The following is a 17,842-nucleotide window of genomic DNA, read 5'->3' on the forward strand; positions in this document are numbered from 1 at the left end:
GGGACGGGGGCGGTGCCGGGCCCGGCCGCGTGGGCCGGACCCGACACCGCGTGCTGCTCCGTCAGTCCGCGAGGTGGCGGTTGATGACGGCGCAGATCTCGGCCGCGACCTTGGGTGCGGTCAGGCCGAAGTGCGTGGCGTGGATGTCGCTGACGCGCACATCCCCTTCGACGTACGGGTCCCAGAACGAGGCCTGGGCCTCCGGGCTGAGCGTCGCGTTGAAGTACAACACCGTGCCGCGGTACACGGGCTGGGTGAACTCCCGCGCGATCCGTACGTGTTCGGACATGATCAGGGCGCCGTTCTCGATGAGCGTCTGACGCTCGGCGTCCTCCTCCTCGCCCGGGAGGTAACCGGCGAGGAACTCCCGGCCCACGGACCGGTCGAGCACCACGTCACCGGAGACGAAGGCACTCGTCGGCGCGGCGTCGAGGAGCGCGATGAAGGGCACCTCGTGGCCGCGGCGCTGGAGTTCGGCGGCGACGGCGTGGGACAGGGTACCGCCCATGGAGTGACCGACGAAGTGGTACGGACCCTCCTCCTGGACGGCCAGGATCTGCTCCACGTAGTCCAGGACCATCGCCTCGAAGCTCTCCGGGATCGGCGAGCCGTCGAAGCCGCGGGCCTGGATGCCGTACGCCGGCCGGTCGCCGAGCTGCATCGCCATGCCCAGGTACGACCAGGACAGGCCCATACCGGGGTGGATGAACCACACGGGAGTGCCGCTGCCGCCGCTCTTCAGCGGCAGGACGACCCCGTACGGGTCGGTGCTCTCGGTCCCGGCCCCCTCGCCGCCCGCCGTGAGGCGCTCGGCCAGCTGCGCGACGGTGGGCGCCTGGAACACCGTCCGCATCGGCACCTCGATCATGAGGACCGCCGCGATCCGGCTGACCAGGCGGGTTGCGCGCAGCGAGTGGCCGCCGAGGTCGAAGAAGTTGTCGTCGATGCCGACCTTCTCCACCCCCAGGACCTGCGCGAACAGGCTGGCCAGGACGCCTTCCTGAGGAGTGCGCGGCGACCGGTAGGCCGCCGTCCCCGACAGGTCGGGCGCCGGGAGCGCCCGGTGGTCGAGCTTGCCGTTGGGCGACAGCGGCAGGCGCTCCAGGGTGACGAACGCCGCCGGGACCATGTACTCGGGCAGCCGCTCGGCCACGAAGGTGCGCAGCTGCGCCACGTCGAGCTCCGCGCCGGTCTCGGGCACCGCGTAGGCCACCAGCTGCTTGCTGCCCGCGGTGGCGCGGGCGATCACCGCGGCCTGGGCGACCTGGGGGTGTGCCGCGACGGCTGCCTCGACCTCGCCGGGTTCGATGCGGAAGCCGCGGATCTTGACCTGGGAGTCGGCGCGGCCGAGGTATTCCAGGTGCCCGTCCTGGGTCCAGCGGGCGAGGTCGCCGGTGCGGTACATGCGCCCGCCCGCCGGGCCGTAGGGGTCGGCCAGGTAGCGCTCGGCGGTCTGCGCCGAGCGGTCGTGGTAGCCGCGGCCCACGCCCGCGCCCGCCATGTACAGCTCGCCGACGGCGCCCTGGGCGACCGGGGTCAGGGCGGGCGTCAGGACATAGCCGCGCAGGTTGTTCAGCGGCCGCCCGATGGGCACCCCCGCAGGGTAGGAGGCCTCGCTGTCCAGGACGTGCGAGGTGACGTAGAACGCCTCGCTGGGCCCGTAGCAGTTGACGATCCGCACAGTGGGCCACTGCGCCCGGATGCGGTCCACCAGGGCCGGGGTGAGGGCCTCACCGCCGAACAGCAGCGCCTTGGGCGTCACCCGCCCGCCGAGCTGGTCGACGAGTTCAGCGAAGGCCGAGGGCACCGAGCTGACCACGTCCAGGTCCCAGCTGTCGCGCTCGGCCAGGGCCAGGACGTCGCGGACCACCTCGACGCTGCCGCCCCGGGTCAGGGTGAAGAACAGCTCGAAGCTGGCCACGTCGAAGCCGATCGAGGTGCTCGCCAGCATCTTCGGGCCCGCTTCCAGACCGACCTGGTCCACCATGCCGTGCAGGGCGTTGACCAGGTTGGCGTGGGTCAGACCCACGCCCTTGGGCAGGCCCGTCGAGCCGGAGGTGTAGATCTGGTAGAGCAGGTGGTCCGGGTGCAGCACACCCGTCCGCTCGCCGTCGGACACATCCGTACCCGCGTACGCGGACACGTCCGTCTGGTCGAGCAGGAGCAGCTCGGCCGTCACCCGCTCGGGCAGGACGTCGGCCACCGTGGTGTCGGTGAGCACCAGACGCGGCCCGGCCGTGTCCAGGATGTGCTGCAGCCGGGTACCCGGGTAGCCCGGGTCGATCGGGACGTAGGCGGCACCGGACTTCAGGACCGCCAGGATCGCCACCACCAGCTCCGGGGTACGCGGCAGGACCACGGCCACCTGGGTGTCCGGACCGATGCCCCGCTCCACGAGGTGCCGCGCCAGCCGGTTGGCCCGCGTGTTCACCTCCTCGTAGGTGAGCCGCTCGCCCTCGTGCACGACGGCGGTGGCCTGCGGAGTACGCGCGACCTGCTCCTCCACCAGACGGATGGCCGTCTGCTGCGGGACCTCCGCCGCGGTGTCGTTGAACTGCCGCAGCACCACGTCCTGTTCGGCCTCGTCCACCAGCTCGAGCTGAGCCAGCGGGGCGTGCGGGTCCTCCGCGAGCCGGTCGAGGACCTTGCTGAGGAAGGCGGCGATCCGCTCGATCTCGGCGCGCTCGAACAGGTCCTTGCGGTACTCGATGACCGCCATGCTCAGGTTCGGGTCGGAGCCCAGGGTGATCGGGTAGTGCGTGCTGCTGTGGATGCGCATGCCCGTGATCGCGACGCCGGCCTCGCCGTGCGCCTCGGACATGCCGTCCCGGTCGATCGGGAACGACTCGAAGATGATCATGCTGTCGAACAGGGTGCCCACGCCCGCGGCCTTGTGGATCTCGGTGAGGCCGAGGTTCTGGTGGTCCATCAGGACCGCCTGGCGCTCGCGGAGCCCGGTCAGCAGGTCCGCGAGGCTGTCCCGGGGCGTGAACTGCACGCGTACCGGAAGGGCGTTGATGAACAGGCCCACCATCTCGTCGACGCCCGGCACCTGCGGCGGACGACCGGAGACCGTCGTACCGAAGACGACGTCCTGACGCCCGGTCAGATGGCCGAGGACCACGCCCCACGCGCCCTGGAGCAGCATGTTGAGCGTGATGCCCAACTCACCGGCCCGGCGCTGGAGTTCCTGGCCAATCCCGGCGGACAGCGCCAGGTCGACGTGGTCCGTGGCGTCCTGGCCCTCGGGGACGGCCGTGGTGGCCGCCGCGGGGGCGAGCAGCGTCGGCTCCTCGACTCCGTCCAGCTCCCGCGCCCAGGCCTCGTAGGCCGCCTCCTGGTCCTGCTTGCCGAGCCAGGCCAGGAAGTCGCGGTAGGGCCGCACCCGCGGCAGCGCCGAGGTGTCCCCGTGCGCCGCGTAGGCGCGGATGAGGTCCTGGAGCATCAGCGGGAAGGACCAGCCGTCGAACAGCACGTGGTTGACGGTGAACACCAGCTCCGAGAGCTCGTCGCTGCGGAGCACCAGGGCCATGCGCATCATCGGCGGCGCCGCCGGGTCGAAGTGCGCCGTCTGGTCCTCCGCGAGGAGCTTCTCGAAGGCCTCCTCCTGGGCCTGCTCACCGAGGTCCCGCAGGTCCACGACCTGCCAGGGCAGGTCGACGTGGTCGAGGACCAGCTGGACCTGCTGGCCGGAGGCGCCGGACACGAAGGCGGTACGGAAGTTGGCGTACCGGTCGAGCAGGGTCTGCCCGGCGGCGCGCATCCGCTCCGGGTCCACGTCGCCGGACAGGTGCATGGCGAACTGCACGTGGTAGGCGTCGAAGGAGGTGTCGGCCAGCTGGCTCTGGAAGAGCAGACCGGACTGCGCGTCCGTCATCGGCCAGACGTCCTGGAGGCCCGGGTACTGCTCCTCCCACTGCTCGAGGTCGCGCTGGCGCACCTTGACGAGCGAGACGTCCGAAGGCGTCAGGCCGCCCGCGTCCGGCGTGACCGCGTGCCGGGCGACGCCTTCGAGGGCGGTGTGCCACAGGTCCGCGAGGTCCTGCGCCTCCTCGCGGGCGAGCAGCCCGGCGGGGTAGCTGACGGAGGCGCTGAACTGCGGGCCCTGCGCGGTGTCCACGACGTAGGAGTTGATCTCCGCCGTCGACAGGGCGGGCATGTCCGCGTCCAGCTCGGCGGCGATGCCCTCCATGTCGGACGCGATGGCCCAGCCACCGCCACCGCCCGGCTGGTCGCCGTCGGCGAACCGGCCCAGGTAGTTGAAGGTGACCTGCCCTGCCTGGCGCGCCTCCAGGACCTCGGCGGTCTCCGGGTTGAGGTAGCGCAGCAGGCCGTAGCCGATGCCCTTGTCGGGGATGGCGTTGAGCTGCTCCTTGACGGCCTTGATGGCGTGGCCCGCGGAGCGGCCGCCCGCGACGGCCTCGTCGATGTCGAAGCCGTCGACGTTCAGACGGACCGGGAACATGGTGGTGAACCAGCCGACCGTGCGCGACAGGTCCACACCCGGCGCCGCCGCCTCCTCACGGCCGTGCCCCTCCAGGCGCAGGAGCAGCGAGGACTCGTCCACGCCGCGCTTCTTGCGCCACTGCGTCAGGGCCAGGGCGAGAGCGGTCAGCAGACCGTCGTTGGGCCCGCCGTGGAAGGCCGCGGGCAGCGCCGTCAGGAGCGCCTCCGTGGCCTCGGAGCCGAGACGCAGCTCCACGGACTCCATGGTGCCGCGCGTGTCCACCGCCGGGTCGATCGGCCGGGAGCCGAGCAGCGGGTCGGGGCCCTCCACGATGTTCTGCCACAGCGTGAGTTCGGCCGTCCGCTCGGGCGAGGCGGCCTCCTCCGTGACGGCGTGGGCCCAGTGGCGCATCGAGGTGGGCACCGGGGCGAGCTCGGGGGTGCGGCCCTCGCGGACCTGCTCCCAGGCCTCGGCGAAGTCCGGGACGAGGATCCGCCAGGACACGCCGTCGACCACCAGGTGGTGCAGCACGACGATCAGTCGGCCCGCGGTGTCGGGACCGGCGTCGAACCACACGAACCGGGCCATGTCGCCGGCCGCGGGGTTCAGCTCCCGTACGGCGGCGTCGAGCGCGGCCTTCGCCTCGTCGCGCCAGGCCTCGTCCTGCCAGTCGCCCGTGCTGGGCGTGCGGCGGATCAGCGAGGCCACGTCGACGGTGCCGGGCTCGGCGACCTCGAGACCCGTCTCGCCCGTGGTGACGAGGCGGGCGCGGAGCATGTCGTGGTGGTCGACGACCGCGGACAGCGTGGCGACGAGACCGCTCTCGTCGATGCCCCGCGGCAGGTTCAGCGCCATCGACATCACGAACCGGTCGTAGCCGCCGCCCAGTTCGGTGATGTAGCGGGCGATCGGCAGCAGCGGCATGTGGCCGATGCCGCCGCCCTCCAGCTCCTCGCGGACCGGTGCGGCCTGGCCGCCGGTCGCGGCGGCCACGGCGAGGGCGGCCACCGTACGGCACTCGAAGACCTGCCGCGGCGTGATCTCGATGCCGTGGACGCGGGCCTTGGAGACGACCTGGATGGAGCGGATGGAGTCACCGCCGACGGCGAAGAAGTCGTCGTCGATGCCGACCCGCTCCAGGCCGAGGACCTCCGCGTACGCGGCGGCCAGGGCCTGCTCCTCGGGCGTGCGCGGCGCCTGGTAGGCACCGCCGGGCACCTCGGGCTCGGGCAGTGCGGCCTTGTCGAGCTTGCCGTTCGGCGTCAGCGGGAGTTCGTCGAGGAGGACGAAGGAGGAGGGCACCATGAACTCCGGCAGGCGGCCCGCGGCGAAGCGGCGCAGTTCCTTGGCGGAGACACCGGCGGTGATGTCGAAGTCGTCGGCGGCCTCGCGGGCGCCGACCGGGACGACGTAGCCGACGAGCTGCTTGGTGCCGCGGACCTCGCGGACCAGGACGACGACCTGGGCCACGTTGTGGTGCTCGGCCAGGGCCGCCTCGATCTCGCCGGGCTCGATGCGCAGACCGCGCAGCTTGACCTGGTCGTCGCTGCGGCCCAGGTACTCCAGCTGCCCGTCCGCGCCCCGGCGCACCACGTCACCCGTGCGGTACATCCGCGAACCCGCCGGACCGTAGGGGTCGGTGACGAACCGCTCGGCGGTCAGGCCGGGGCGGCCGAGGTAGCCGCGGGCCAGGCTCGGGCCCGCCACGTACAGCTCACCGGGGGTGCCCTCGGGCACCGGAGCCAGCTGCTCGTCGAGCACGCGCACCCGGTTGTCGGCCACGGCGGTGCCGATCGGGCTGTGGTCGCTGGTCAGCGGGGTGGAGATGGATCCGCAGACGGTGGTCTCGGTGGGGCCGTAGGCGTTGACGAAACGCCGCCCCTGCGACCAGGCCGCGGCCAGACCGGGCGGGCAGGCCTCGCCACCGACGGTCACCGTACGCAGCTCGGTCAGGGTCCGCGGGGTGTCGGCGGGCAGCGCGGCCAGCACGCTGGGCGGCAGCATCACATGCGTCACCCGGCGCTCGGCCAGCGTACGCACCAGATCGTCACCGACCAGGCGCCGCTCCGCGGGCACGATCAGGGCCGCGCCGGTGGTCAGGGACTGCACCAGCTCCCAGAACGCGGCATCGAAGCTCGGCGCCGCCACCTGCAGCACCCGCGCGTCCGCGGTGATGGCGAGCCGCTCCTGGGTGGAGTGGCTGAGCGCGGCGATGCCCGCGTGCGGCACCGTCACACCCTTGGGCCGGCCCGTCGAACCCGACGTGTAGATGACGTACGCGGCGTGCTCCAGACGCAGCCCCGTGGCGGGGGTGGTGTCCGGGGCGGCCTGCCAGGCCGCCCGCACCTCGTCGGTGTCCACGGCTATGACATCCGTGGCCAGGCCCTCGGGCAGGTCCTCGATCGCGGCCCGGGTCACCAGGAGGGCGGCCGGGGCGGCGTCGTCGACCATGTACGTGATCCGGTCCGCCGGGTAGTCCAGGTCGACGGGCATGTAGGCGGCGCCCGCCTTCAGGATGCCCAACGCCACCGCGACCTGGTCGGCCGAGCGCGGCATGGCCACCGCCACCTGCTGCTCCAGACCGATGCCGCGCGCACGGAGCCAGTGCGCGATGCGGTTCGCCCGCGCGTCCAGCTCCGCGTACGACCACGTCACGTCCACCGACTCCACCGCGAGGGCGTCCGGGGTGGCCTGCACCCGGGCCGCGAACAGCTCGGGGAAGGTGGCCGGTACGGCCACCTGCTCGCCCTGGTCCCTCTCGGCCGCGAGCAGCTGACGGCGCTCCTCAGGCGTGAGCAGGTCCGCGTAACTGATGCGGTGCGAAGGGTTGGTGACCGCGGTGGTGAGCAGCCGCTGCCAGCGGGTGAGCAGCGTCTCGATGGTGGAGGCGTCGAACAGCTCGTCGGAGTACTCGGCGGCGACCGAGATGCCCGCGGGCTTGGTCCGGTCCTCGAAGGTCTCGTCCAGGCTGAGCAGGAGGTCGTAGCGGGCGGTTCCGGTGCCGGAACCGTCGGCCTCCACCTGGAGTCCGGGCAGCTCGAACCGGGCCGCCTCGTTGTTCTGGAGCGCCAGGGCGATCTGGAACAGCGGGTGGACGGACGGCTGGCGCTCCGGGTTGAGCTTCTCCACCAGGGACTCGAACGGGATGTCCTGGTGGGAGTACGCGGACAGACTGGTCTTGCGCACCTGTGCCAGGAGTTCGGCGAAGGTGGGGTCGCCCGAGGTGTCCGTGCGCAGCACCAGCAGGTTCACGAACAGGCCGACCAGGTCCTTCAGGTTCTCGTCGGTCCGGCCCGCGATGCCACTGCCCACCGAGATGTCGGTGCCCGCGCCGAGGCGGGTCAGCAGGGCCGCCATGGTGCTCTGGAGCACCATGAAGGGCGTCGTGCCGGTGGCCTTGGCGAGGTCCGCGATGCCCTGGTGCAGCTCGGCGTCGAGGGTGAAGCGCAGCAGGTCGCCGGTGCCCTTGAGCACGGCGGGACGCGGCCGGTCGGTCGGGATGGTGACCTTCTCCGGCAGGCCCGCGAGCTGCTCCGCCCAGTAGGCGTACTGCTTGCTGTACAGGCTGTCCGGGTCGCTCTCGTCACCGAGCAGCTCGTGCTGCCACAGGGTGTAGTCGGCGTACTGCACCGGCAGTTCGGCCCACTCGGGGGCCGAGCCGCCGACGCGTGCGGTGTAGGCGGCGGCCAGGTCCTGGGCCAGCGGGGCGTAGGACCAGCCGTCGGCCGCGATGTGGTGGACCACCAGGGACAGGACGGACTCCTGCGGGCCGCTGCGGAACAGCTGGGCGCGCAGGGGCAGTTCGCTCTCCAGGGCGAAGGCGTACCGGGCGGCCTCGGTGAGGGCCGTGGCCACCTCGTCCTCGCTGTCGAAGTCGCGCACGGCCAGGGTGACCCGCGCGTCCTCGACGGAGTGGATCCGCTGCTCGGGCTTGCCGTTGACCGCGGGGAAGATCGTGCGCAGGGTCTCGTGGCGGGCCACGAGGTCGTTCAGCGCCGTCTCCAGGGACGGGATGTCGAGCTCACCGCTCAGCCGGAGCACGATCGGCATGTTGTACGTCGCCGACGGGCCCTCGAACTGGTCGACGAACCACAGGCGCTGCTGGGCGAAGGAGAGCGGCAGGTGCTCGGGCCGCTCGGTGACGCGGACCAGGGGCGCCTGGGTGCGGACGCTGCCGTCCAGGTGCGGCACGATCCCCGCCACCGTGGGGTGGGCGAAGAAGGTGCGCAGCTCGACCTCGGCGCCGAGGGTGGCGCGGATGCGGCTGATCAGTTTGGTGGCGAGCAGCGAGTGACCGCCCAGGTCGAAGAAGTTGTCGTCGACACTGACCCGCTCCAGGTCCAGGACCTCGGCGAACAGGTCGCACAGCAGCTCTTCCTGGAGGGTGCGCGGGGCCCGGCCGCCGGCCTGCGAGGACAGCTCGGGGGCGGGCAGCGCCCTGCGGTCCAGCTTGCCGTTGGCGGCGAGCGGCACGGAGGCGATGGCCACCACGGAGGCGGGCACCAGGTGGGCCGGGAGGCGCTCCTGGAGGTAGCCGCGCAGCGAGCCGACCAGGACACCGATCTGGGTGGCCGCGGCCGGGTCGCTGGCCAGGTACAGGTCGGCGCGGCGCGACGGGACGAAGCCGCCCCGCACCGGCCGCTCGACGGCGGCGGCGTCGGTCAGGACGACCGCGTCGAAGCTCTCGCCCGCCGCCGACGACCAGGTCATCAGGACGCTCCAGCCGTGCGCGGCGGCCCACTCGCGCAGGGCCTCCGGGTCCACGGCGGACTCGGCCGCGGGGGCCGCGTCGACGATCTTGACCTCGGCGGCCCAGTCGGCCTCCTCGATCATCCGGGCGTTGAGGATGCCGGTGACGCGCAGCGCGGGACCGTCCTGGGCGCGGACCAGCTCCTCCAGGGCGGAGAGCTCGCCGACCTGGCGGGTCCAGTCCACGGCGGGCGCGTCGCTGACGTCGAGCGCGTCCACCGGGTCCTTGTGCACGAAGATCTCGTAGCGGTGGCGGGTCAGCTCGTTGTGGGCCTGGCCCGGCTTGAGGCGGATGTCGACCGCGGCCGCGCCGTGCTTCTCGCCGAACTGGTGGAACCACTCGGGGTCAAGGACCAGTTCGGGCTCGGTGAGGATGGAGCGGGCGATGGCCGCGTGGGCCGCCGTCGGCGCCTCGTTCGGGTACTGGGTGCGCTGCACGCCGGTGCGCATCAGGTGCAGCGTGCCCGCGTTGCGGACGTCACCGACCACGATGCGGCCGCCCGGCGCGAGCAGGTCCAGGGCCTTGGCGAGGACGTCGTCCAGGTAGGCGGCGTGCGGGAAGTACTGGATCACCGAGTTCAGGACGACGGTGTCGAAGTGCCCCCGGGGCAGACCGGTGGTGTCGTCAGCGGTCTGGTGGCGCAGGGTGACCTTGTCGGCGAAGCCTGCCTGTTCGACCTCCTGGGTGAGTCGGCCGATGACCTGCGAGGACAGGTCGGTGGCCCAGTACTCCTCGATGTTGTCGTCGTTGAGGAGGTGGCCCATGAGCAGGCCGGAGCCGACGCCGAGTTCGAGGATGCGGCGCGGGCCCTGGCGCAGGATCTGTGCCACCGCGGCGTCGCGCCAGTCACGCATCTCGTCCAGCGGGATTTCCTCGCCGGTGTAGCTGGAGTTCCAGCCGGTGAAGTCCTCGCCCCATTCGGTGCCGGTGGCGGAGTAGACCTCGTCGTAGATCTGCTCCCACTCGTCGACCTGCTTGGCGGACTCCTCGATGTACTCGGTGCCGTCCAGGTCCGGGACCACGTAGGCGACCAGCTGCTTGTCGCCCGGTCCGTCGTGCGGGACCACGACGGCCTGGCCGACGGCCGGGTGCGTGGCCAGGGCGGCCTCGATCTCGGCGGGCTCGACGCGCACGCCGCGGATCTTGATCTGGTCGTCCTGGCGGCCGACGTACTCGATCTGCCCGTCGGCGTTCCAGCGGGCCAGGTCACCGGTGCGGTACATGCGTGCGCCGGCGGGGCCGTAGGGGTCGGCGACGAAGCGCTCGGCGGTCAGTTCGGCCTGGCCGTAGTAGCCGCGGGCGATGTTGCCCGCGACGTACAGCTCGCCGACCACGCCCGGGGGCAGGGGGGCGAGGCCCGCGCCGAGGATGTAGGTGCGCATGTTGCCCAGCGGCGTGCCGACGGGGGTGTTGTCGACGGCCTGCCACTCCTGACCCGCCTCGATGGCGAAGGTGGTGGCGTAGAAGGACTCGGTCTGGCCGTAGGCGTTGACGACGCGCACGTCGGGCAGGGTCTCGCGGATGCGGTGCACGAGCGTGGCGGGCAGTGCCTCACCGGCGAAGACGACGGTCTCCAGGCCGGTCATGGCGGGCAGGCGCTCGCCCAGCTCGGCGAAGACGGAGGGCACCGTGTGGATGACGCTCGCCGTCACTTCCTGGCGCTCGGCCAGGACCAGGGCGTCGCGGACCACCTCCATGGTGCCGCCCTGCGCGAGGGTGGTGACGACCTCGAAGACCGAGACGTCGAAGTTGACCGACGAATTCGCGAGCATCCGCGTGTCCGCGTCGACACCGACGCGCTCGGCGAGCCGCAGCACGCCGTTGACCACGTTGGAGTGGCTGATCACCACGCCCTTGGGGGTGCCGGTGGAGCCCGAGGTGTACATCACGTACGCGGCGTTGTGCGGCCGCGCCCGGGTGAACTCGCCGCCGTCGGCTGCGCCTTCGAGGTCGAGGTCGCCGAGGAACAGGTTCGGGACGCCGGTCTCGGGCAGCACGCCGACGGTGTCGGCGTCGGTGAGGACCAGCTGCGGACGCGCGGTCGACAGAATGTGGTCCAGGCGCGTGCTCGGGTACTTCGGGTCGATTGGCAGATACGCGCCACCGGCCTTGAGAATGCCGAGCATGCCAGTGACCAGGTCGGCGGAGCGCGGCAGGGCCAGGCCCACCACGGTCTCGGGGCCGACGCCGCGGTTGGCCAGCTCGCGGGCGAGGCGGCTGGAGCGCACGTCCAGCTCGGCGTAGGTGTACGCCACGTCGCCGTAGGTCACCGCGACCTTGTCCGGCACCAGCGCGGCCTGCCGCTCGAACAGGCCGGGGATGGTCAGCTCGGGCGTCTCGGCAGCCGTGTCGTTGACCGCGACGAGCAGCTGCTCGCGCTCGGCCGGCTCCAGCAGGTCGATCGAGCCGAACGGGGCCCGCGGGTCCTCCGCCAGCTGGGCCAGGACGCGGCCCAGGCGCACGGAGATGTCCCGGGCGCGCTCGGTGTCCAGGAGGTGGTGCTGGTGCTGGAGGGTGACCTTCAGGTGCGGCTCGGCCACCGCGATGACGGTCAGGGGGTAGTGGGTGCCGCTGAGGGGGCTGATGCCGGTCACCGAGATCCCCGCGGCGGAGTACGCCTCGGACAGGCCGGCGCTGTCGATCGGGTAGGACTCGAAGACCACCATCGTGTCGAACAGCGCCCGCAGACCGGTGCTCTGGTGCAGGTCGAGCAGGCTGTGGTGGTGATGGTCGAGGAGGGCGCCCTGGCGGTCCTGGAGCGTGCTCAGGACGCTGCCAAGGGAGGCGCCGGGCGCGCAGTCCACCCGCACCGGCAGGGTGTTGATGAACAGGCCCACCATCTCGTCCACGCCCGGCACCTGCGGGGGGCGGCCGGAGACGGTGGCGCCGAACACCACGTCCTGACGGCCGGTCAGACCGGCCAGGAGCATCGCCCAGGCGCCCTGGACGACGGTGTTGAGGGTCACGCCCAGCTCGCTGGCGCGGCGGGAGAGGGCGCGGGACTGCTCGGCGGTGAGCGGGACGTCGATCTGCCCGGCGCCGGTGGACTGGCCCGGCTCGTCGGAGGTGACGGGCAGCAGCAGCGTGGGCTCGTCCACGCCCTCCAGCTCGCGTGCCCAGGCCTGGGTGGTGGCGTCCTTGTCCTGGCGCGACAGCCAGGTCAGGAAGTCCCGGTAGGTGCCGGGCCTGCCGAGTGCGGAGGCATCGCCTGCCGAGCCGTACAGGCGCATCAGGTCCTGCATGAGCAGCGGGATGGACCAGCCGTCGAACAGGGCGTGATGGGCGGTGAAGACCAGCTCCCACGCCTCGGCCGACAGCTTGACAAGGGACATCCGCAGCAGCGGGGCCGTGGCCACGGCGAAGCGGGTTTTGTGCTCGGCGGCCAGGAACTGCTTGAGCCGCTCCGCGCGCTCCTGCTCGTCGAAGGCGCTCAGGTCCTCCTCGTGCCAGGGGAGTTCGACGTGGCTCTGGATGATCTGGACGCGGTCGCCCGCGCTGTCGGTGGTGAACGCGGCCCGCAGGTTGGGGAAGCGGTCCAGCAGGGCCTGTCCGGCCGCCCGCATCCGCTCCGGCTCGACCGGACCGGCCAGGTGGAAGTCGAACTGCATCTGGTAGGTGTCGAAGGAAGCACCGGCCAGCTCGGTGTGGAACAGCAGACCTTCCTGCATCGCCGTCAGCGGCAGCACGTCGGTCAGGCCCGCGTACGTCTGCTGCCAGGCGTCCAGCTCGCCCTGGCCCACCCTCACCAGCGGCACATCGGACGGGGTGAGGCCGCCCGCGGTCGGCTGCGCGGCATGCTGCGCCAGGCCTTCCAGGGCGGTGTGCCACAGCTCGGCGAGCTCGGTCACCTCGGCCTGGGTGAACAGGCCGGACGGGTAGTCGAGCCGGGCGCTCAGGCGCGGCCCCTGCTCGCTGTCGGCGACGTAGGCGGTGACATTCAGCGCGGCCAGGGCCGGCATGGCGGCGTCCAGCTCGGCCACCAGCTCGGTGGTGCCCTCGACCTGGGTGAAGCCCAGGCCGCGCAGGTTCTCCGGCATGTTCGCCGCACCCGCGTAGTGACCCAGATAGTTGAACGAGATCTGCCCGGTGGCGTACCGCTTGAGGACCTCGGCGGTCTCCGGGTTGAGGTAGCGCAGCAGGCCGTAGCCGATGCCCTTGTCCGGCACCGCCAGCAGCTGCTCCTTGACCGCCTTGACCGCGGTGCCCGCGGCGGCGCCGCCCGCGAGTGCCTCGTCCAGGTCGACGCCCGTGATGTCCAGGCGGACGGGGTACATGCTGGTGAACCAGCCCACCGTCCGGGAGAGGTCAGCGCCGGGTGCGGCGGCTTCCTCGCGGCCGTGGCCCTCCATGCGCAGCAGCAGCGAGTTCGCGGCCGTCTCGTCGATGCCGCGCTGGGTGCGCCACTTGGCGACCGCGAGGGCGAGCGCGGCGAGCAGACCGTCGTTGACGCCGCCGCGGTAGGCGGCGGGCAGGCTCGTCAGCAGCGCTTCGGTGGCCTTCGCCGACAGGTCCTGGTGGACGTACTCGATGGTCGAGACGGTGTCGACGGCCGGGTCGAGCGGGCGGCTGCCCAGGACCGGGTCGGGCCCGGCGACGATGGAACGCCACAGGGCCAGCTCCGCGCCGCGCTCGGCGGAGGCGGCCTCGTCGGCCAGGGCGTGCGCCCAGCGCCGTGCCGAGGTACCCACCGGCGCAAGATCGGGGGTGCGGCCCTCGCGGATGTCCTTCCACGCGGCGGCCAGGTCGGGCAGGAGGATGCTCCAGGACACGCCGTCGACGACGAGGTGGTGCAGGACGAGGATCAGTCGTCCGGTGCGCTCCGTGCCCGCGTCGAACCATACGAACCGGGCCATGACCCCGGCCTCGGCGGCCAGCAGGTCGGCGGCGGCGTCGAGTTCGGCGGCGGCCTGCTCGTGCCAGCCCTGTGCCCAGGTGCCGTCGCAGGCGACCCGGTGGATCAGGGAAGCGGCGTCCACCGAACCGGCGGCGGACACCTCAAGGCCGGGCCGCGCACCCGTGACCAGGCGCGAGCGCAGCGCGTCGTGGCGGTCGAGGACCGCCGAGAGGGTGGCGACGAGGGCGGCCTCGTCCATGCCGACCGGCAGGTCGACGGTCATCGACATGGTGAACCGGTCGACACCGGTGCCCAGTTCGTCCAGCCAGTGGCCGACCGGCAGGTGCGGCACGAAACCGGTGCCGCCGCCCTCCAGTTCCTGAAGGACCGGACCGGCCTGGACGCCGCTGGCGGCCTGCTCGGCCAGCTCGGCGACCGTGCGCGACTCGAAGATCTGCCGCGGCGTGACCTCCACGCCCCGGCTCCGGGCCCGGGCGACCACCTGGATCGAGCGGATGGAGTCACCACCGACGGCGAAGAAGTCGTCGTCGATGCCGACCCGCTCCAGGCCGAGCACGTCGGCGTAGACCCCGGCGAGGACCTCCTCCACCGCGTTGCGCGGCGCCCGGTAGTCGCTGCCGGTGAACTCCGGCTCCGGCAGGGCCCTGCGGTCCAGCTTGCCGTTGGGGTCGAGGGGAAGCCGGTCGAGCATCACGAACACCGACGGCACCATGAACTCCGGCAGTCGGTCGGAGACGAACCTGCGCAGCTCGCGCGAAGACACGGCCGCGGTGAGGTCGACGTCGACGTCGCCGACGTTCGCCACCTCGCCGGACTCCCACAGCTGCGTGGCCACCACGTAGCCCACCAGCTGGGTGCTGCCCTGATGCTGGCGGGTGACCACGGCGGCCTTCGCGACACCGGGGTGGGCGGTCAGCGCCGCCTCCACCTCGCCGGGCTCGATGCGGAAGCCGCGCACCTTGACCTGCGCGTCGTCACGGCCCGCGTACTCCAGCTGACCATCGGCATTCCAGCGCGCCAGGTCACCCGTGCGGTACATGCGGTGGCCGACGGGGCCGTAGGGGTCGGCGACGAACCGCTCCGCGGTCAAAGAGGCCTGGCCGAAGTAGCCACGCGCCACCTCGCCCGCCACATACAGCTCACCCACGACGCCCGGGGGCACCGGCTTCAGACCCACACCCAGAACATAGGTGCGCATGTTGCCCAGCGGCACACCGATCGGCGCCCCAGCCGAACCGCTCCAGCCCTCCTCGGCCTGGAACGCCGTCGCGTAGAACGACTCCGTCTGCCCGTAGGGGTTGATCACGCGGACGCCGGGGATCGCCTCGCGGGCACGCGCCACCAGCGAAGCGGACAGGGCCTCGCCGCCGAAGACGACCGCGTCGGCCTGGATCTTCCCGCCCACCTGGTCCAGGAGTTCGGCGAAGACCGACGGAACCGAGCTGATCACACTGCCGTTCCAGCCGCCCCGCTCGGCGACCACCAGCGCGTCACGCACCACCTCAACCGTGCCGCCCACCGACAGGGTCGTGATGATCTCGAACACCGACACGTCGAAGTTCACCGACGTGCCCGCGAGGATCCGCGAGCCGGACTCCAGGCCCACCACCGCGGCCAGGCGCGTGACGCCGTTGACCACGCCGACGTGGGTGACCGCCACGCCCTTGGGCTTGCCGGTCGAACCGGACGTGTACATCACGAACGCGGTGTTGTGCGGGTGCAGGCCCACCTCGGGGGTGTCCGCCGCGCCGCTGTCCAGGTCCAGCTCGTCGAGCCGCAGCAGGGGGGCATCACCCGCGGGCAGCACCGACTCCGTCTCGGAATCGGTCAGGATCAGCTGCGGCCGCGCCTCGGCCAGGATGTGACCGAGGCGGGCGCTGGGGTAGCGCGGGTCGATCGGCACATAGGCCGCACCGGACTTGAGGATGCCCAGCAGCGACGTCACCAGGTCCGCGGTGCGCGGCACCGCCAGGCCGATGAGCGTCTCGGGGCCCGCGCCGCGCCGGATCAGCTCACGCGCCAGACGGTTGGCGCGCTCATCGAGCTCGCGGTACGTCAGGTCCTGGGTGTCGGTGGTGACCGCGATCGCGTCGGGGATCAGCGCGGCACGCCGCTCGAAGAGCTGGGCGACGGTGCCCTCAGGCGTTGCCTCCGCGGTCTCGTTGCGCCCGGCGAACACAGTCTGCTCGGTGGCGGACAGCACGTCCACGGAGCCGATGCGGCTGCCCGGATCGGCCGCCAGGGCCCGCAGGATCCGCAGGAAACGCTCGCCCATGGCCTCGACGGTGGCCCGGTCGAAGAGGTCGGTGGCGTACTCCAGGGTGCAGTGCACACGGCCCTGCTCATCGGAGGCGAAGTTGAACTCCAGATCGAACTTCGACGTCTCGTTGGCGATCGCCTTCAGCGCGACCTTCACGCCCGGCAGGTCCATCTCGACCAGAGCGGTGCTCTGCCAGCTGAACATCACCTGGAAGAAGGGGTGGTAGGCGGTGGAGCGCTCCGGGTTCAGCGCCTCCACCAGCCGCTCGAAGGGCACGTCCTGGTTCTCGTAGGCGCCCAGCGCCTTGTCCTGGACACGGTCGAGCACCTGCTCGAAGGTCGGGTTGCCCGACAGGTCGGTGCGCAGCACCCAGGTGTTGACGAAGAAGCCCACCAGGTCGTTGAGCGCACTGTCGGTGCGGCCCGCGACGGTCGAGCCGATGGAGACGTCCTCACCGGCACCGAGGTGGTGCAGCAGCATGGCGAGGGTCGACTGCATCATCATCGCGCGCGTCAGACCGCGCTGGTTGCCCACCGCGTCGACGGCGGCCACGAGCTCGGCGTCGACCGTGAAGACGACGGTGTCGCCCTCGTGGCTGGCCTTCGAGGGGCGCGGGCGGTCGGTGGGCAGGCGCAGCTGCTGCGGCGCGCCGTCGAGCTCGCGGCGCCAGTAGTCGAGCTGGGTGTGCAGCACGCTGCCGGGGGTGTCGCCGTCGCCGAGGTACTCGCGCTGCCACAGCGTGTAGTCCTTGTACTGGACAGGCAGTTCGTCCCACGTCGGCGCCTCGGAGCGCGACCGGGCGGTGTAGGCGGTGGCGAGGTCGCGGCTCAGCGGCGCGATCGACTCGCCGTCGGCGGCGGCGTGGTGCACCACGAGGGCCAGGACGTGGGCGTCGGGGGCGGTGCGCAGCAACCGTGCCTGCACCGGGATCTCGTGGGAGAGGTCGAAACGGTAGGACGCGGCCTCGGCGAGCGCGGCGTCCAGGCCGTCGGGCGCCACGTCGAGGACTGGCAGGTCCGTCAGGAGGTCGTCGGCAGGCTCGATCTGCTGCACGGGCCTGCCCTCGTCGTCCTCGACGAACAGCGTGCGCAGGCTCTCGTGCCGGGTCACGACATCGCGCAGCGCCAGGCGCAGGGCGTCCACGTCCAGCGCTCCGTCCAGCTGCAGCACGAACGGAACGTTGTATGTGGCCGACGGGCCCTCGAGCCGGTCGATGAACCACAGCCGGCGCTGCGCAAAGGACAGAGGGATCATTTCGCGTTTACTCCTCGGTGGGTCTTCCTGCACAGACGAGCCAATTGCATACGCAAATAAAGGCGCGGTGGCGCGCGAACTCGACGTCCGTGGGTTTCGTCAATCTCGAATGGGCGAGCCGGTCCATCGGGCCGTTTCGTGCCTGCCGCGCAATTCGCTTCGAGCGGGGCGTCGGGCGGGCACTTCGGGCTGACGGCGGAGCGACACCAACTTTTCCCTCAGCGCCCCCTGGGGTCAAGCGAATTCAGGGTGGACCAGCACTCGGCCGGTGCCCCA

The 17,842-nt window shown here is 71.9% G+C and carries 1 protein-coding gene; it reads right to left on the bottom strand.

Annotation, left to right across the window (positions count from 1 at the left end; all coding sequences use genetic code 11):
• Positions 1-61: 61 nt before the first annotated feature.
• A complete protein-coding gene (locus IG74_RS48260) occupies positions 62-17,566 on the bottom strand; it encodes a non-ribosomal peptide synthetase (RefSeq protein WP_051856110.1) in 17,505 nt (5,834 codons plus the stop codon).
• Positions 17,567-17,842: the final 276 nt, after the last annotated feature.

Source organism: Streptomyces sp. NRRL B-1347, from assembly GCF_000720325.1.
In the GTDB taxonomy this organism is placed as follows: Bacteria; Actinomycetota; Actinomycetes; order Streptomycetales; family Streptomycetaceae; genus Streptomyces.